The following is a 17,772-nucleotide window of genomic DNA, read 5'->3' on the forward strand; positions in this document are numbered from 1 at the left end:
GTATTCCCGGGGTAACAAAACTGAGAATCGAATAAAAGAGGGGGCAAGCTGTTCGGAATTTGAGTGAGTGCAACCCTAAAAGTTTCCTTTTTTCTCCAGCGCTAGAGTCGGCGATGAGGCCTTTATTTATCGAGATCTAGCTGTATCTCCCGTCCTGTCTGGGGTCTTCCGAAAACACACAATTCCCTTTGTGGGAAACCCTTAGTAGCTATACGAGCAATCTCCGCAAAAAAACAGTTATTTCTCCATGCCATACGCGCGGGCCAGGATCTGTACCGTATGCAAAACGGGGGGTGGGGTCTCGTAAGATTCCAAGTGTTTCTGGATTTGTGTCATGCAGCCAATATTGCCCAGGGCAACTGCATCTGGCTGAGTTGACATCAAATTGGAGGCCTTTCGTTTTCCCAATGATTGGGCCACATCTGGCTTTTCAATATTGTAAATGCCTGCTGATCCGCAGCAAATTTCCCATTCAGGGGGTTCCAGTAGTTTCAAATTGGGGATGGCGTTGAGAATTGCTCGTGGGGCGGCTGTTTCACGCTGAGCGTGAGCCAGGTGGCAGGCATCGTGGTAGACTACGTGCATCGAGCTTTCCAGGCTCGGAGGGGAGATGAGTCCGACTTCTTGAAGGTAGGTACTAATATCCTTTGTTTTGGCCGCTAGAGCAGTTGCTTCCTCCTCATCTGGCTCGCCAGCAAGGAGGATCGAATATTCGCTGATACCCGATCCGCAACCTGCTGCATTGGTGATCAGTGCATCGACATCCTTTGGAATGGAGCGGATGAGCTGGCGGGCAGTCTTCCTCGCGTGCTCTTCAATTCCGGTATGCAAAGCGAGGGCTCCGCAGCATGCCTGGTCTTTCGGGATCACCGTTTCGATTCCATTGGCACTGAGAACTTCCAAGGTTGCTTTGTTAATCTCTGGAGCCAACACTTGCTGCACGCAGCCGGTCAACAGTGCGACCCGTCCTCGCTTTTCACCGGTCGCTGGAAAAATGTCTGGTAAAGATTCCTGAGTAGGCAACTTCGCTGGCAATAGATCCAGTGCCGGACGCAATGACTTGGGCAGGATCCCTGCCAAGGGTCGAACGAGACCTCCCATACGAAACGCCCACTTTGCTCGAGTAGCGTAGGGTAGCGTATTCAATATTATACTACGGAATAGTTTCCTGCCAAAAGGCTGCTTTCTTTCTGTTTCTGCTTTCGATCGAAAGGCAGTGATCAAGTGGTCGTATTCAACACCAGACGGGCAGGCTGTGATGCAGGCATCGCAACCCAGGCAATTATCGATGGGGTCTAAAGCTTCCTCAATAGGTACTGTTCCTTCCAGCACTTCCTTCATGATGAAGATGCGACCTCTCGGAGAGTTGATTTCTTCGCCCAGTTCATCGTAGGTCGGACAGGTCGGTAGGCAAAATCCACAATGGACACAGGCTTCAACGCCTTGGGTTAATGCATGTGCTTTGGGTCCGAGAGAGTTTTTATCAATGACGTGCTGCATGACTAGCTCGCTACCTCCGAGGTCGATGGGGAAAAAGTAAGAAAACGATTTTCGGGATCCAGGGCTTTTTGAACCCGGTTGATAAAGGGTACTGAAGAAGTATTCCCAATCAGGGGATGCGGATCTATCGGTCCTTTTATTTGAAGTCCGGTTAGTTTCTGAGTTTTAAGAATCTCGTCTAAGCTCGAACTTTCATCGTCTGCAGGACCACTCAAATAAAGCGTTTTCCCACCGTTGGTCAGGTGAAGGTTCCAATTTTCAAGTTGGAGTGCATTAAGAAACGTTAATGCGGAATGTGGATGTGTAGCGACTTTGAAGAGTGGCCGATTGTCTTGAGCCCACTTGAATCCTTTGATGGACTTCCATAGGTCTTGCTCGGGTTCGCCAAAGGTCAAGCTTAGGTCTTTATTGATCAGGGATTCGAGTCCCTTCTTGCGAGCATCCATCGTCGCCTCCTGGAATCCCAGTCTGAGTTGGAGGTTTAGCTGGTTGTCCAATTCGACTCCTTCGAGGTCATAGCCCTTGAGGATTGGGAGGATAGAAAGGGCGTCCTGGTGGCTTTCAAAACGGGTTTGTAATGTGACGTAGGATTGAGGTTCGGGAAATACTTTGAACGATACTTCCGTCAAAATGCCTAATCGACCCAAGCTGCCATTGAATAATTTTGGAAAGTCGAACCCCGCTGCATTCTTAACAACTTTGCCTCCGCCTCGGACGAAGTTTCCCAGGCCATCTACAAACCGGACGCCAATTATAAAGTCTTTGAGTGGGCCGTAGCGGTAAGCGCCTGGACCTGATAGGCCTGCTGCTACAGTACCTCCTACCGTTGCACCTTCTTCAGCCATAGGTGGATCAAAGGGAAGGTATTGTCCGTTTTCTGCCAAAGCTTCGACTACCTCGCTAAGGAGGGTGCCTGCTTGAACCGTAATGGTGTATTCGGAGGGCTGGTATTCAACGATGCCGGAAAGTTGCCGGGTATCAATCAACGTGGTTGTCTCATGTGATTTCCACAGGGAAGGTTTGGTCCCGCTACCACGAGGGATAACTTCAGATAGGGACTTAACCTGCGATATGAGATCGTCAACTGAAGAGGGTATTTCGATTGGCTGCCCCATAATTATTCGCGCGATATAATCCCCGCTTTTTCAAGAGGATGTGCTCCATGGGTTGTGAGAGCAGGTGCTTCTCCTCCCGGAAACATTTTTCCACGATTGGCAATTTCTAATGGGTCAATTGCTCGACGAACGCGTTTCATACATTCCATGTCCGTCTCGTTGAACATCTCTGGCATGTACTTTTTCTTTTCCATGCCTACTCCGTGTTCACCGGTTATGGATCCACCCATCTCAACGCACATTCTCAAAATTTTTCCTGCTAGTTCTTCTGCATGGTGAAGGGCTCCTTCTTCCTTTCCGTTGAACATAATTAACGGGTGAAGATTGCCGTCGCCGGCATGAAAGACGTTCGCAACATCGAGACCGTATTCCTTGCTGTAGTTTTCGATCTTTACGAGGGCTTCTCCCAGTCGAGAGCGTGGCACAACCCCATCCTGGACGAGGTAGTCGGGGGAAAGGCGCCCAACGGCGGAGAATGCACTCTTACGACCTTTCCATATAGTCATTCGCTCTGCGTCGTCTTGAGCCACTCGTGTTTCGTAAGCTCCTGTGGTATCGATGAGTGCACGAAGGGTTTTAAAGTCTTCTTCTACGGCTTCTATCTCGCCTTCAAGTTCCACGATCAACAACGCTGCCGCATCTTGCGGATAACCCGCGTTGACTGCCGTCTCAGCGGCTTTGATGGACAGCTTATCCATTATTTCCATTGCTCCGGGCAACATGCCGGAATCTACCACTGCTGATACAGCATGACCTGCTTTCTCTAGTGAATCGTAGGCGGCAAGAAGTGTGCAGTAGCGTTGGGGTTGTGGAGTAAGTCTCAGGGTGACTTCCAGGGCTACGCCAAAAAGACCTTCGTTGCCGCAGAAAAATCCCGCGGCATCCGGGCCTACGGTATCCCCTGATTCTCCGCCAAGTTCTACCACTTCACCGTCTGCTAATACCGCTTTGATGCCTAATACATGGTTAGCTGTCATGCCATATTTCAAACAATGAGCGCCGCCGGAATTAAAGGCGAGGTTTCCACCTATGGTGCAGATTTGTTGGCTGCTTGGATCTGGAGCGTAATAGAGTCCGTGAGGAGCAGCAGCCTGACTAACCTTGAGGTTGACGGTGCCAGCTTGCACCACTGCATAACGGTTTTCTGGATCGAGCTTAAGGATCTTGTTTAAGCGATTGAGGGTAATAACCACTCCACCTTCGACGGGCATGGATCCACCCGAAAGGCTAGTGCCGCTTCCACGTGCCATGAAGGGCACGCCTGCTTGGTGACAAAGCCGGACAGTTTCAATTACCTGCTCATTAGTCTCGGGAACGACTACGGCAAGCGGCTCCGACCGGAATGAAGTCAAGCCATCCGTTTCGTACGCAACGAGCTGAGACTTTTTAGTAAAGAGTTGCTTGGGGGTGAAGAGCTGCTCGAGTTGCTTGATTAGATCCATTTGGGAATTCCATCCTCTTAAGCTGAGGATTTCTAATCAAGCCTCTTTGCGTATCATTTATTAGGACACGGTATGTCCGGAAGCTGTGTCTAACGATCCCAGTTTCTGCCGCCGCGTCGGCCTCCGCCTCCACGACGATCTCCGCCGCCACCGCCTCCGCGGCATCCGCCGCGACCCCCGCCTCCTCCTCCACCGCGTTCGCGGTCAAGTGCGAGTTTGATGGCTACTTCGCTGCCTAAAAGCTCTTTGCCATTTAGTTCTTCGATAGCGGTTAAGGCATCGTTCTCACTGGCCATGGTCACAAAACCAAAACCTCGAGAGTTACCCGTGCTACGATCAGTCACTACTACGGTTTCCAAAACCGATCCATGACCGAGAAAGAAATCAGAAAGATCTTGCTGGGTTACCGCAAAGTTCAGGTTCCCCACATACAGTTTATTGTTCATCGTTTATACTTGTTTATACTCCGCCTAAAAACGTGCGCCTGATATAATTAATCGAAATGAGGGGGCTAACTGCTGGGGAGTTTCTTTTGAAAGAAGTTAATTGAGGATGAGTTTGAGCGGCTATTGGGAACGCGAATGGTGAGAATCGCAATCCGAAATGCCCTGAATCTCCAATTTCAGGTGTTTTTTAACCAATTTTCAAGATCATCCTGATTGCGGATAGTATGGTCAGACTGAAAGTCCTCCATTAGTAGATCCTGATAGGAGGTTTCAGCAAACCGCTTGCAGTGAAAGAGAATGCGCGCCGTTTGCCCAGGAGCTCGTACGAGGCGCCCCAGTGCTTGATTGATTTTCTGCATGCCGGGTATCTGATAAACCTCTTCGAATGCAGGGTCTCGACCCAAGTGCTTACGATCTTCCATACGCTTCTTTTGAAGTGCATTCACCTCGGGTAGAGCGGGTCCAACGATAATGGCCAAGTCAGTATGACCTCCAAGGTGATCAATCCCCTCGGCAAATACACTGCCCAATATTAGAAATATCAGGTCTGATTCCGTAACTGCCTCGTCAATGAAATGGGTTTGTCTTTCCGTTGATCCTCCTCGGCTTTGAAGGGCGACAGCGAGATGAGGGAATTCGTTTTCGATAACCAGTTTAATCCTTTCTCCATATTTGTAGGAGGGAAAAAATACAACGACGGGTTGAGCACTTGACTGTACGCATCGAGCGAGGGTCTCGGCTGTGGTAAAGCTATGTCGATCTCGAGCCTTGTACCTTGTGTCGACTCTTAGGTCGACAGAGCATTGGTAAGCGTTGTGTCGCCAAGGAGTGTTGGCCTCCACCCATATCGGTTTCGTTTTATTTGATACAAGGCCCAGTTGTTTCAGGAAATATGGCTGCGGCTCCAAAGTCGCAGACATGAGTAATACTTGCCGGCATTCATTCAACGTATTCCCAATCTCGTAGGATGCATCCAGGCAACTTAGGTTGAGGGTTCCCGGCTTGGAACTCCAAACTAGCTTCTCCAAATGATCGTTCTTGAAAAACGTTTCCGTATCGGCAAGTTCCCAGATGGAGTGTAAGGCATCCTCCGTGAGTAATTGCCCATGAATTGGATAAGTCTCAAGCGCGGTTGCCAACTGCTCGGAACAGTCGCGAGCCTCGTATGATTTATAGTCGGCCATACTGTCGGATGGCTCCACTGATTCCAACAGATCGAGCCAGGCTTCCAGCGCTCGACGAATGGTCGGATGTCCGTTTGTGAATTGGAGCTCAGCATGCCATTGTGACACTTCGTCGTGGGAAATCTGATACGAGAAAACATCGGCCACCCGGCTGGCAATGTTATGAGCTTCGTCTACGATTAACAGAGTTTGAGAAAGATCAAAACCAGGCTGCTCAAGAAACAGGTTCCGGTTGCGCGGAGAAAAAAGGTAGTTCAAATCACCCACCCAGATATCTGCATAAGGTAAGCTTGCTCGCATAAGCTCATAAGGACACAGGGCTTCTTTACTCCCTGTTTCCCTGAACCTTAATGGTTGGTCGATGGGGCTTTGGATGAATGAGTAGGGCGAAAGATTGCAGTTCTTCCATCGATTTCCATGCCTCAGCCTTTGATCATCAGGATCACAACGACAGGTAGGTGAGCTGCACAGTTCATCACGGTTGCGAACTTGAACGGCCGTAAGTTCGGAGTCTTCAGGAAGCATTGAGGCCAACTGCTTCATCACTTGGTGCTGCCCGCTGCTCTTACTGGTCAGGTAGAGGACTTGTTGATATCGGCCTGAAATGATTTGATTGATGGCATATTCCAGTGAGACGCCTGTTTTCCCGAATCCTGTGGGTGCTTGGAAGAATGCCAGCTTACTCAGCTCCGTCGCTTGGAGAAGGGCCTCCTGAATGTTTTCTTGTCCATCTCGAAGGACTCCGAAAGCGCGGACTTCCTTCAGCTTTGCAAATTTTGACTGGCGAGCTTTCTGGTTTTCTACGTACTCCCACAAGCTTCCAATTTGTGAATGAAATAGGTCGATGCAGTGCTGGTCATCGGTGACATGTTGCCGGATCCCATCACATATACTTATAAATAAAAGCTCCCCCTTAAACGGTTTTTCCAGGTCCCGACGTTCGCTCAAGAGAGCCAAGTAGGTTCCTAGCTGAGCAAAATAGCTTTGATACTGATTTACCAGTTCGTCTGTTTCCGCAGGCAGTTCATGACCAGTGGTTTTTATTTCCCTGATTAATATGTGGTACTCCTGATCTATCCACTGATCGATTCTACCTTGTATGTTAAATTTCCAACCTTTGTAGGGCCACGTTCTACGAAGACTCACTTCGTATCTCCCGATTTCGCCTGACTGTTTGGATGCTCGTTCCTGCTCTTGATGCCATTCCACTCCCACTTGAGTTCGCCAACGTCCCAACCTTCTCCGCATTCGATGACCGGGGCCGGTGCTGAACTCCGCGAGTTCGCCCACACTTATCGAAACTTTCTTATTCTCCAGATCTACCTGCATCTTTTCCTAAAGCAGGATATCCGTGTGGTGTTGGATGTAATGCTTTAAATCGTCATTACATTTTCTCACTTCTTCTGGTTTCATCGTCAACTCGTTGAGCGGCGTGTTGAGAATAGATGCAACGGTTATACGATTCTGATGAGTCAATTTCTGGAACCAGTCGTGCTTCACTGGGTAACCTTCATTACGGGCATAAACAAACAGGCATTTGAAAAACACGGCTTCAGGTTGAATCCTTTTTTCCCAGGCATCTAATCCGCGTTGGGTAAGTTGATAGGCGGATCCTACATCCATGTCCCGTGGAAGGTTTTTCATCAGGATAGTCGACCATTCGCATGCGAGTTCTAATGCGATGAACGATTTGGCTAATCCGCGTCGTCGTTTCAGAATGGTGACTTCTTTGATAAAGCCGAATCCGCCATCTCCTTTTTTGTCCAGGACAGCCTCAATATCGTCAAAGAGATCTGGGGTAGAACCCGAACGGATATTCTTTTTAGACCTCCGCATCATGACCATGGTGTTGCCAGTTGTCTCGCTCAATACATTGAGTCGATGGAACTGCTCGCCCGATGCCTCGCGCTTCAGAATAATACCTCTGAGATGCACCGATTGCGCAACCATGGGATCACGCCTCGGTGAGTTTTTCTTCGCTCGGGTTTTCGATTTTAACGGTCGTATCTTCTCCGTCTTCAATCGGGTAAGGTGGAACCACGGCTCCGCCAGAAATGATCAGTTTCATGCCATCGCCAATCGACATGTTAAGCTCATGCACTTCTTCCTTGGGAATCATCAAAAGAAAACCACTCGTTGGATTTGGCGTGGTCGGAACAAAAATATTCCGCAACTCGCTATTCGTCTTAGCCTGTGTTTCTCCTTTGGTCTCACTGGTAAGGAACCCGAGGGCCCAAAGGCCCTTGCGTGGATATTCGATCAGAACTGTTTTCTTAAACACTGCCTTCTGCTGAGTGCTAAAAGTCTCCACGATTTGTTTGACCGTTTTGTAGACGGTATTGATGAAGGGGACCTTGTTTAAAATATTCTCTGCGAGTGACAGGATCCATTTGCCGACAAAGTAGCGTGATAGGTACCCGAGCACTGTGATTGCCAAGAATACGATGATCGTAGCCAGAATGTTCCAGATAAGTTGGAGGTCATCGATTTGTCGCCAATCAGCTGGAATGAAATAGAGCAGATTGTTGCTGACCCGGCCTCCCACGTTATTGACCAACCACACGAATACCCAAAGTGAAACAGCTAAGGGAGTAAGTAAAAGGAGACCGGTCAGGAAGGCGTTTCTTAGAGATCTCAGGAATGGATATTTTTCAGACATCAATGATGTATTTAAACAAGGGTACCTTACTGTTTGTTTCCAGCAAAGACATACAAACTTGTTCTTCTTTCTTCATGACTAGCCGGTCTTCTTCATTCAAGTCATTAAATCCAACTAAGTGCAACCAGCCGTGCACGAGGTAGAGGGTAAGTTCTTTCGAGAAGTCTATCATGTGCTCCTGGCTATAGTGGTGAGCTGTATCGATGGATACGCATATTTCGCCAGCCATGGCCTCGTCCGGATCACCAGGGAAGGTGATAACATCGGTCGAGCTGGGATCATCCAGAAAATCAGCATGGAGCTGGTTATGCTGTTCCTCTTGCAGGAATGCCAGAGAAAGTTCGCCATCCGGGATGGAGTAGGGCGCGTGTTGATCGAGAAAATCAAAAACGGCTGACACGGCCTCTTCATTCAGTTCAAGCGCTGCGGCGGGGCTGTATATCTGTACGTTTCTCTTTTTTACGTTCCTCATTCTTGGCTTCTGCTTTTGCCTTTTCCTTATCTGGATATTCGACGCGGCTATGCAGGGTATTTAATAAGGCAAATGAGAAGCTATTGCGGATTTTTTTGATCTCTTCGAAAGTGAGCGGACACTCGCTCAGTTGATCATCGGCTATCTTGTCCTCAAAAATATTATCAATTAGCTCATCGATACTCTGGGGAGTTACTTTTCGTAAGGAGCGGCTGGCAGCTTCTACTGAGTCTGCAAAAAAGATGACCGCGCTTTCTCTGAATTGAGGTTTGGGGCCATTGTAGCGATAGGTGGATTCTTCGACTCGAATCTCATCTTGTTTACTACCCTTACCCTTTAAGGCTTGTACGTAGAAATAGGTGATCAGAGAAGTACCGTGGTGTTGCTTAATCACATCAATGATAATGCGTGGCAGCTTGTTCCGGATGGCCAGATTAACCCCTTCCTTCACGTGAGCTTTAATGACTAGGGCGGCCATCGAAGGATTTTGGAGGAGCAGGGGATTATCTCCATCGCGTTGGTTTTCTGCAAAGTACTCCGGTTTTATAAGCTTACCAATATCGTGGAAAAGTGAACAGGTGCGGCAAATCAGCGGATTGGCACCGATAGCGGAAGCCCCAGCCTCAGCTAAGTTGGCGACCATCAACGAGTGGTGATAACTACCGGGTGCCTCCAGTTGCAAGCGACGCAATAGCCGGTGATTGTAGTCAGTCAGTTCCAGCAGGGTAATGTTTGTGGTGAGCTGGAAAATGCCTTCGAAGAAAGGTAGAAGCCCGATAACCAGCATTCCAGTTCCGGCGCCTACGCCGATTGAGATGAGCATCTCCCATCCAATGGTTACCAGGTTTGTTTTATCGAGAATGCCGAGTAGGAAAGTACCTACCGCCAAGGTGGTTCCACCAAAAATACTGGCCCGTACGATTTGTCCCCGTTTGCGAACATCCTTACAGAAAACCACCGCAACCAGGCAGGCCAGGAACATGGCTGACATGAGAATGAACGACTCACCAAACATAAGGCTGGTGATGAAACAAACGACAGCGGATACGAAGATAGCCGCTCGTTGATTGATCAACAGCGCGATCAGGATGGGGCCTAGGTAAACCGGTATGATATTTCGAAGAATGGAGTAGGTTTCCGGATTATTCGCTGCCACCGAAAGAATCAAGCGGGTGACCGCGATGTTGATCAGGATCACCAGGAAGAGCAGGCTGACTCGTCGATTATCTGTCAGGCTGGACCAACCAGCTAAAGATAAATAGACCACAACACCAATACCCAGGAGGAATATAATGAGTGCCTTTTCCCAAAAGCTTCTACCTAGAGAAAATGCGAAGCTTGAATCCTGATCGAGAAGGAAGTCCTGGTAAGCAACCAGCATCTCATACTTGTGGGCGAGGACGGTTTCTCCGGGTTCGATGATGATCTCACCAGCTAAGACGTCGATCCGCACAGTTTCAGCATTTTCCTCGGCTTCAATACGCGCTTGCTCATGTAGCTCTTGATCGTACCGGAGATTGGGCTGGATGGCTTGCCCCATTATCCGTTGCAGTGAAATGCTCAAGTCCTGCGAGATATCAAAGTAGGTGAGGTCGCGTTTCAAATCACTGTAGGCCATATCCTGGCTTTGGATTTCCAATCGCCGTGGCTGCCTATCTTCCTGGTGTACGTAAATAAAGTTCAGGTTTTCCGGCTCTTCAGATAGTACCGTGTCGGTTGGATCAAAGATGCCGCCACCCAGAATTCGTCTCACAGAAACGAGTGAGTTATCTACGATGGTTCCGCGTTCTTCCTCGTCGGTTCTACCCAGTATGACCAGGACGTCCTCTACGTTCAATCTAACATCTGTTCGGCCCTCGAACCGCACAGCAAAATCTTCTACCTGTTCGAGTTTTTCATCGTTGGTAAGCTCTGCGATATCCTTTTCCAGTTGATTGATATCCTGAACCAGATCGGTGATATGGTCCCTGAAGGTCTCATAAGAACCCATGTCCAAGCGGTAAACAGGCGGGATCCGTTGCTTTTCCAGCTCCATTTTGCGAGCGGTCTGCAACTCACTGACATAGCTGAAATCTTTTTCAGCTACCACGCGCGCACGCGATTCTTGATCTTTTTGAACCTGAATTCCCGCTGGGGTAACTCCAGTAAATGCGAGCAAGATGGTCAGTGTTACCCAGCCCAGTAATATAAACCCTGTGACTACGGGGCTCGTACTAAAGAAGGTCTTTGTCCAGGTCTCCCGAAGCGCCCTGCGCTTTCGCCGTGAGGGCGAAGGCGTATCGGTGAGCTGCTTTCTCTTGCTGAAAAGTTTCACAGTAAGTTAGGGCTCAGGAGCGTTTCAGCGAGGGTGACCCTCGGAGCGAAAGTGCTCATAAGCCTCGATAATCTTTTGTACAAGTGGGTGACGCACAACATCAAAACTCTCAAAATAAAAGAGCTCGATTTCGGGTATATGCATCAGGATTTGAGTGATTTGCCGGAGACCCGACTCCTGTTTTCTGGGCAAATCAATTTGTGTTATGTCGCCAGTGACAATCATTCGACTGTTGTCTCCAAGGCGGGTCAGGAACATCATCATCTGTTCCGGTGACGTGTTTTGGGCCTCGTCCAGAATGACGTAGGCTTTAGAAAGGGTTCTACCCCGCATATAGGCCAGCGGCGCGATTTCAATGACTCCTTTTTCCATGAGCTTTTCGGCGTTTTCCTTGCCGAGCATATCATGAATGGCGTCATAAAGAGGGCGGAGGTAGGGTGTGATCTTCTCTTCCAGGTCCCCTGGCAGGAATCCAAGGGCTTCACCGGCCTCGACAGCTGGGCGAGTAAGGATGATCTTTTCAATTTCCCCTTTAAGCAGAGCGTTGATGGCTGCGGCCATGGCCAGGTAGGTTTTACCAGTACCGGCAGGTCCGATTCCGAAAACTACTTCCTTTTTGAAAATCGCTTCCAGATAACGCTTTTGATTCAGCGTCTTAGGAATGATCTTTCGTTTTGGAAACTTTAGGACCAAAGGGTCTTTTATGAGTGTTTCGAGAGCTTTTGTCCGGCCGTTTATTACCTGTTGAAGAACAGCGTCGAAATCCGACTTACGTATGTCCATTCCCTGGGCACGTGCCTGGTCTAGAAAATCGAAAAAGGTCTCACATTGGTTCACAGATGCTTCGGGACCGTTCACCTGAATCCAGTTTTCACGGGCAACAATGTTCACTGAAAGTTGCTTCTCAACTTCCTTCAATAGTTCCGGTTTTCCACAATACAGTTGGCTGGCAACGCGGGGAGTTTGGAACTTCAGTGTTTTTTCGATACTCGTCATTTAGTTGGATGTCAGAGCCTCTGTAGCTTCTTTTAGGCGTTCCCACATGGCCTCAAGCGAGGTGGGCAACACGCGCGTTTTGCCGATCACGGGCATAAAATTTGTGTCTCCGTCCCAACGAGGAACGATGTGGGCATGCATGTGGCTGGGGATACCGGCGCCAGCGGCTCCACCGAGGTTCATGCCTACATTGAACCCTTGGGGCCTCAGTGCTTCTGTCAGGATTTGCTTCGCCAAAATGATCAGCTCCAGGAATTCAGCTTTTTCCTCCTCTGCTAAATCTTCAAGATCAGCCACTTCACGATAGGGCAGTGCCAGAAGGTGCCCTGCGTTGTATGGATATCGGTTGAGGACCAAATAACCCGTTTCCCCCCGGTACAGCAGCAATGATTCCCGTTCATTTTCAAGTTTGGGAATCTCTACGAAAGGATTCTTCCCTTTCAGGGCCTCAGGAGTCTCGATGTACTCCATCCGCCAATAAGCGTGAAGCTGATCGTAAGGATTAGACATGAGTGACAGATAGGTTGTTTGCTCAGGAAATTAGGAGAAACGCGCTCAAAGTGTAGGAATTGCAGTTCCAGGCAATCTATTTTTCGAACCTGGTTTTGGGGCGAAAAGGCCATTCTTTCGTTAAAATTGGGCTCCAAGTCGTGTTTTTAAAGCAATTTGATTTGTTAGAGTTTGGATAAGAATAATTAAGAGGTAAGACGGCCTCTGAAGGGCTTGCGTTCAATGAATTTCCCCTTTTTTCTGCTGATTCCCCTTATGAACATTCAGATCACGATCACGAGTGGGAAAAAGGAAGTGAATGCCTAGGACTCCGGGCGTCCTCTACTCACTTAATAAGAGAAAGCTCTTCGGTGAGGTATTTGTCCTTTAACTTTAATTTGAGTGGCAATGAGACGACCGCAGAATTTTCTTCTCCCTCGGCCGATAAGGCTGGGATAAATTGCCATAGCATGACCGCCTTTGAAATTTCCCGTTCCAAAGCTGGATTGCTCGAGTTTAACAATTCAACTTTCGTCACCATGCCCCGATTAGAAACACTCAGCTTTGTCTTTATGTCGATGAATTCAGCGCCCTCTTCCTCCAGAGATTTAAATAATTCCTTCGGGCCATAAGCAATTGAAGGTGCCGATGATTGACTCGCTTTCTGTGCGGCATCTTTGCGTTTTTTGAGTGCCACATTTAGTTTCTTCAAATCAATACCCTGAGTCGGTACTGATATACGGTCCTCCTTGTTGCCGCAAGCATGCATGAGTATTTCTCTGAATCTTTTGAGCGCAGATGTGGGGCCGAGGTATCCTTCAGAATTGTAGCTATGTGCGAGGACGAATCCGTTTCGATCAACGACTACCAGGCATGGTATTCCGTTGCCTTGGTATTTTCGCCAGAAGTTTGATTTCCGGCTCTTCCAGTTTCCATACCAAGACATGTTATCTTCGATCATGTAATCAATCATTTCGGACTGACTTTGGTCCCAACTACAAAGAACAACCTCATACTGACCTTGGTAGAAGTCTTTGGTCGTATTGTAGAACGATACTAAACTGGGAGTGAATCCGCGGCATGGCTTGCACCAGCTTGCGGAGGTATAGATCGCATAAAATTCGGGATCTCGCTTAGATTCATTCCACTCATTCTTAATGAGCTTTTCATCCTCCAGTCTAAATGCATCCCGTTTGAACTGGTTTTCAAAAGCGGTTTGATCAGTGGAAGGTTTGAAAATCTGTGCGTCGCGAACTCTGGACCAATAAACAATCTCTGCCTGATCGTCGGGGCTGAGCGCAAGGATGTTGGCGAAGGTGGGCGATCCATTCTTGTCGGCAAAATAGACCGTCTTCCCGTAAGCGTTTTTTAATTGGAGTTGTTGCACCTCTCCATTTCTAAAGGTCCAATCACGCATCTCTCCTTCGACCGTTTGGAGGTTCGTATCGGCGAAGATGGATACGGGGAAAAGAAGTAGAAGTAGGGCCAGCCACTTGGTTGAGAATGAGCTTTATTTGAGGAACAGGGGATGCTTTATTGTAGGGGGAGGGTTTTCTTTTTTAGCGTATGAATCTCCATACGCTAAAACTTAATGGTCATGTCATTATGGCCATTATTCACACCGTTTCAAGCAATCCTTCCTAGGTAGAAAGGATGATTCCATACTTAAGCAATCGATAACCTAAATAAGAGGCAGCTAATTTCGCTTAGTACTTGTCGTACTTTACTACGCCGTAAGGGACGTTTTCCTTCTGCTTTTCTTCGAACTCTTCGGTTGAGCAACCACACTTCTCGGACTTCCGCATGGTGATGGCGCCAGTTGGGCAGATGCGTAAGCACTTGCCACAGCGAACACACTCATTGCTGTCGATCCAGATGTAAGTTGCTTCATCAGCCAGGTTGGCTTCGAGGCTTGAGGTTACCGCGCCATCGTCGTCGTGGAAAAGACGGGATACACGGTTGATACAATCTCGAGGGGCCACACCGATACACCAATCGCAATGGATACAGGCGTCCTGGTTGATCTCGAATTTGTAGTGACAGAAATAACAACGGGTAGCTTGAACCAGCGTTTCATCCTCCGTATGTCCGAGTTCGACTTCGGATGTGCCATCGCGATCGAAAAGAGGAAGCTTCGGCATCTCGGGTGGAAATTGGATATCGTGATCACGCACTCGTCCGGTTTCACCGTTAGTATCCAACATAGTAATGCCTATGTGTTCTTTGCGTCGCTCCTTACCCATGAGCTGGGTGTCGATTTTCTTAGCGACTTCCTTGCCGTCGTTCACAGCTGTAATCACATCGAAGCTGCCGTAATTGAAGTCACCGGCCATCCACACTTTTTCATGGGTGGTATCGTGGCCTTCCGTTTGGCTTACGCCTTCTGGAAGAATTTTCAATTCACGTGTTTGACCGATAGCCATGATCAACAGGTCGCAGGGATACTCTTCTTCTGAATCTTCGATTGCGTGAACCTTTGGTTTTCCTCCATCACTATCGGAATCATCTAAGGAGTTTCTCTGGAAAGTAACACCTACCAGTTTGCCATCTTCCGTGCGAGCTGAGTGAGGATTCATTAAAGTCTCAACTTCGATTTCCTCGAGACGGATCTCATTGATTTCGTCCGGATCGGCCGACATCTGGGCTTCCGTGCGGCGATACACGATCGTTACACTTCCTTCTTCACCTACCAGTCGCTTGGCAGCCCGGGCGCAAGAACGTCCACAGTCAACCGCAGTAAATCCACCACCAACAATGATAACGTTTTGTCCACGCATGTCGCCGATCTTGCCCATATTGTAATCATACATGAACTTCAGACCGGAAATGGTGTGACCGTCTCCTGGCAGGCCAGGGATTTTCAAATTGGATGGGTGAACCGTTCCAACAGCCATCAATACCGCGTCGTTCTCATCGATGATGCCCTGGAGCATCACCGAATCGACATTAGTATTGTACTTCACGTCGATGCCGCTTTCGATAATGGCATTTACTTCTGCTTCCACGGTCTCTCGTGGAAGACGGAAAATAGGAATCCCTTGAACCATCATTCCACCGAGCATGCTGTCGCGTTCGTAGATGGTGACGTTGTGACCATAACGACGCAGTTCGCGCGCTGCGGTTAGACCGGCAGGGCCACCACCAATGATGGCGACTTTCTTAGAAGTATCCTCGAACCAGCCAGGTAATGGCTTGGGAGGATTTTCTTTATAGTCTGAAGCCGAACGTTTCAAGTGACAGATATGTACCGGGCCTGATGTGCCTGTCCAATTGTGACGGCAGGCATCTTCACAAGGGCGCGAGCAAACGCGTCCAAGCACACCCGAAAACACATTATCTTCCTGGTTGATCAAGTAGGCTTTGTCCGGATCACCTTTGGCAATCGCTTCAATGTAAGCAGGTACGTTGGTCTTCGCGGGACAGGCCTGCTGGCAGGGAATGTCTTTGGCGTAAGTTTTGAAATCCAAGGGCTCCGCTGTGACTCCAGTAAACACAGAGTGCTCCTGTGGATTCGGCGCCATGTCATAGGAGATATCGAGCTCCTCAATGGATTTTAGAAATTCGTCTAATGATTTATCGTCGCTCATGATCTACAACCCCATGCGGTGAATACACTCGGATAAAGTTTCGTCGTCCTTCCTTACTCTGAGGAAGGTATCCAGGATTTTTTCCAGCACGCGTGGGCAGTCATCCGTTTTAAATTCTCCTAGCTTTTTACCAAGGCGATCGTGTTCGCCTCCAACCAGCATCTCGTAGGCTTGGGTTGATCCCATCTGTTCGCGTATACGCATGCCACGGAAGCCAATGTCGGTGATGCGGTAAGGTGAGCAGCTGTTTGGGCAACCCGTGATGTTGATAATCGCCTTGTCCCAAATGTCTTTGTATTTCTCCTGACTCACGATTGGCATCAGGGTGTCGTAAAGAGAGCGTGTTTCGGTAACCGCTTTCGGGCAGTAGGTAGTTCCTACACAAGGTACGATATCACGGAGGCCGAAGAAACCTTCGGTTGAAAATCCGGCTGCTTGAATGTCGGCCGTAATGGCTTCCACCTTTTCCGGTTTTACTCCGTGGATCTCAATATTTTGACGGTTGGTTAGGTAAACTTTTTTGTTTCCGTAAATTTCAGAAAGTTCAGCGAATCGCTTGAAGGCGATATGCGTCAGCTCTCCTTTGGGGATCATGGCGCGCACGGTTACTTTACCGTCCGTTCCCACTGGATTTTCCTCAAGTAGAGGACGATCGGGATAAGTAACACCCGTTTCTTCAAATGCTTCTGATTCGATGTCTTCGATAGAAACACCTTCGTCAGTCAAGTATTGCAGAACGATGCGACGGCACTCGTCGATACCCTTGCGATAAACTACAAATTTCAGACGCGACATCGTCCGGTCACGGCGGTCCCCGTAATCACGGAAGAGGAGGGCGATGGCCCGATTGACCTTAACGATCTTCTTAGGTGGGACGAATGAAAACAGGTCCTTCCCAATAAATGGGGACCAGCCCATGCCACCACCGATAACGACTTTGAATCCGTGTTCAGTTTGGCCATCTACGCCCTTCCGCTCAACTGCAACGACACCGATGCAGTTGATGTAAGGTTGAGCACAGCCTGCTCCACAACCGGAGAAAGTGATTTTAAATTTCCTTGGTAGGTTGTCCAGGTCCCGCATACTGGTGAGCACGCGAGCTGTTTCCTGCACGTAGGGTTGGACATTGAAGCGTTTGAACTGGCAGGTTTCGGCCAGCGGGCATGCCGTCACGTTACGGGTGACATCACCACATCCGTGGAAGGTGGAGAGCGAGTCTTCTGCCAAGCCACGGATCATGTCGGCTAGAGAAGGCGTCTTCAACCAGTGCAGTTGGATACACTGCCGGGTTGTGATGGCCAATTTACCTTGTGCATAATCTTCAGCGATCTTGCACATCCGGCGGGCCTGACTTGAGCTTAGCACCCCTCCTGGAACCACCACGCGAGCCATGTGGTTGCCTGCATGACGGGAGGAGTAGATCCCGTACCATTTGGAGATGTTTTTCTCTTCAGCGGTCATCGCCCCTTTACGGGCGATCTCATCGTAGTCCAGAAAGAGTCCCTGTTCTTTAATGATTTCGTCTTCGCTGACGAATCGTTTTCCTAGTGTCCACTGCATAATTAAAT

General features: G+C 48.8%; 14 protein-coding genes. All 14 read right to left on the minus strand.

Features of this window, described 5'->3' with window-relative positions; genetic code table 11:
* Positions 1-237 precede the first annotated feature (237 nt).
* The 14 genes from GA003_02295 to GA003_02360 all read right to left on the minus strand — a co-directional run bounded on the left by GA003_02295 (position 238) and on the right by GA003_02360 (position 17,764).
* A complete protein-coding gene (locus GA003_02295; protein QXD28828.1) occupies positions 238-1,500 on the minus strand; it encodes a 4Fe-4S dicluster domain-containing protein in 1,263 nt (420 codons plus the stop codon).
* Positions 1,501-1,502: 2 nt separating this feature from the next.
* Entirely contained in the window at positions 1,503-2,615 is a 1,113-nt protein-coding gene (locus GA003_02300; GenBank protein QXD28829.1) for an FAD-binding protein, read from the minus strand.
* 2 nt (positions 2,616-2,617) lie between these two features.
* Positions 2,618-4,057 carry an FAD-binding protein gene (locus tag GA003_02305; protein ID QXD28830.1) on the minus strand — a complete coding sequence of 480 codons (1,440 nt, stop codon included), beginning with the start codon at positions 4,055-4,057 and terminating at the stop codon, positions 2,618-2,620.
* Between the two features lie 89 nt (positions 4,058-4,146).
* Complete coding sequence (locus tag GA003_02310) at positions 4,147-4,503, minus strand: RNA-binding protein (GenBank protein QXD28831.1); 357 nt, start codon at positions 4,501-4,503, stop codon at positions 4,147-4,149.
* Positions 4,504-4,679: 176 nt separating this feature from the next.
* Positions 4,680-7,016 (minus strand): PD-(D/E)XK nuclease family protein, encoded by a 2,337-nt coding sequence (locus GA003_02315; protein ID QXD28832.1) that lies wholly within the window; start codon positions 7,014-7,016, stop codon positions 4,680-4,682.
* A gap of 6 nt (positions 7,017-7,022) precedes the next feature.
* On the minus strand, positions 7,023-7,637 hold the full coding sequence (locus GA003_02320; GenBank protein QXD28833.1) for a hypothetical protein: 615 nt from the start codon (positions 7,635-7,637) through the stop codon (positions 7,023-7,025).
* Between the two features lie 4 nt (positions 7,638-7,641).
* Positions 7,642-8,346 carry a DUF502 domain-containing protein gene (locus GA003_02325; GenBank protein QXD28834.1) on the minus strand — a complete coding sequence of 235 codons (705 nt, stop codon included), beginning with the start codon at positions 8,344-8,346 and terminating at the stop codon, positions 7,642-7,644.
* Positions 8,339-8,818, minus strand: a complete 480-nt coding sequence (ybeY, locus tag GA003_02330; protein QXD28835.1) for an rRNA maturation RNase YbeY — start codon at positions 8,816-8,818, stop codon at positions 8,339-8,341. Before ybeY ends, GA003_02325 begins: the two co-directional genes overlap by 8 nt.
* Entirely contained in the window at positions 8,763-11,132 is a 2,370-nt protein-coding gene (locus tag GA003_02335) for an HDIG domain-containing protein (GenBank protein ID QXD28836.1), read from the minus strand. Before GA003_02335 ends, ybeY begins: the two co-directional genes overlap by 56 nt.
* Positions 11,133-11,156: 24 nt before the next feature.
* On the minus strand, positions 11,157-12,128 hold the full coding sequence (locus GA003_02340; protein ID QXD28837.1) for a PhoH family protein: 972 nt from the start codon (positions 12,126-12,128) through the stop codon (positions 11,157-11,159).
* Positions 12,129-12,599 (minus strand): HIT domain-containing protein, encoded by a 471-nt coding sequence (locus GA003_02345; GenBank protein ID QXD30321.1) that lies wholly within the window; start codon positions 12,597-12,599, stop codon positions 12,129-12,131. It lies immediately after the preceding gene.
* A gap of 364 nt (positions 12,600-12,963) precedes the next feature.
* Positions 12,964-14,034: a hypothetical protein gene (locus GA003_02350; protein QXD28838.1), complete on the minus strand. Its 1,071-nt coding sequence runs from the start codon at positions 14,032-14,034 to the stop codon at positions 12,964-12,966.
* A 289-nt stretch (positions 14,035-14,323) separates the two neighbouring features.
* Positions 14,324-16,204 (minus strand): FAD-dependent oxidoreductase, encoded by a 1,881-nt coding sequence (locus GA003_02355; protein QXD28839.1) that lies wholly within the window; start codon positions 16,202-16,204, stop codon positions 14,324-14,326.
* Positions 16,205-16,207: 3 nt separating this feature from the next.
* Entirely contained in the window at positions 16,208-17,764 is a 1,557-nt protein-coding gene (locus GA003_02360) for a nitrite/sulfite reductase (GenBank protein ID QXD28840.1), read from the minus strand.
* Between the last annotated feature and the right edge of the window lie 8 nt (positions 17,765-17,772).

The organism is Opitutia bacterium ISCC 52 (assembly GCA_014529675.2).
In the GTDB taxonomy this organism is placed as follows: Bacteria; Verrucomicrobiota; Verrucomicrobiia; order Opitutales; family UBA2995; genus UBA2995.

Bases quoted from the DNA above. Each gene is read 5' to 3' on its own strand.
- GA003_02295 (QXD28828.1), bottom strand. From the start codon at position 1,500: ATGCAGCACGTCATTGATAAAAACTCTCTCGGACCCAAAGCACATGCA.
- GA003_02300 (QXD28829.1), bottom strand. From the start codon at position 2,615: ATGGGGCAGCCAATCGAAATACCCTCTTCAGTTGACGATCTCATATCG.
- GA003_02305 (QXD28830.1), bottom strand. From the start codon at position 4,057: ATGGATCTAATCAAGCAACTCGAGCAGCTCTTCACCCCCAAGCAACTC.
- GA003_02310 (QXD28831.1), bottom strand. From the start codon at position 4,503: ATGAACAATAAACTGTATGTGGGGAACCTGAACTTTGCGGTAACCCAG.
- GA003_02315 (QXD28832.1), bottom strand. From the start codon at position 7,016: ATGCAGGTAGATCTGGAGAATAAGAAAGTTTCGATAAGTGTGGGCGAA.
- GA003_02320 (QXD28833.1), bottom strand. From the start codon at position 7,637: ATGGTTGCGCAATCGGTGCATCTCAGAGGTATTATTCTGAAGCGCGAG.
- GA003_02325 (QXD28834.1), bottom strand. From the start codon at position 8,346: ATGTCTGAAAAATATCCATTCCTGAGATCTCTAAGAAACGCCTTCCTG.
- ybeY (QXD28835.1), bottom strand. From the start codon at position 8,818: ATGAGGAACGTAAAAAAGAGAAACGTACAGATATACAGCCCCGCCGCA.
- GA003_02340 (QXD28837.1), bottom strand. From the start codon at position 12,128: ATGACGAGTATCGAAAAAACACTGAAGTTCCAAACTCCCCGCGTTGCC.
- GA003_02345 (QXD30321.1), bottom strand. From the start codon at position 12,599: ATGGAGTACATCGAGACTCCTGAGGCCCTGAAAGGGAAGAATCCTTTC.
- GA003_02350 (QXD28838.1), bottom strand. From the start codon at position 14,034: ATGCGTGATTGGACCTTTAGAAATGGAGAGGTGCAACAACTCCAATTA.
- GA003_02355 (QXD28839.1), bottom strand. From the start codon at position 16,204: ATGAGCGACGATAAATCATTAGACGAATTTCTAAAATCCATTGAGGAG.
- GA003_02360 (QXD28840.1), bottom strand. From the start codon at position 17,764: ATGCAGTGGACACTAGGAAAACGATTCGTCAGCGAAGACGAAATCATT.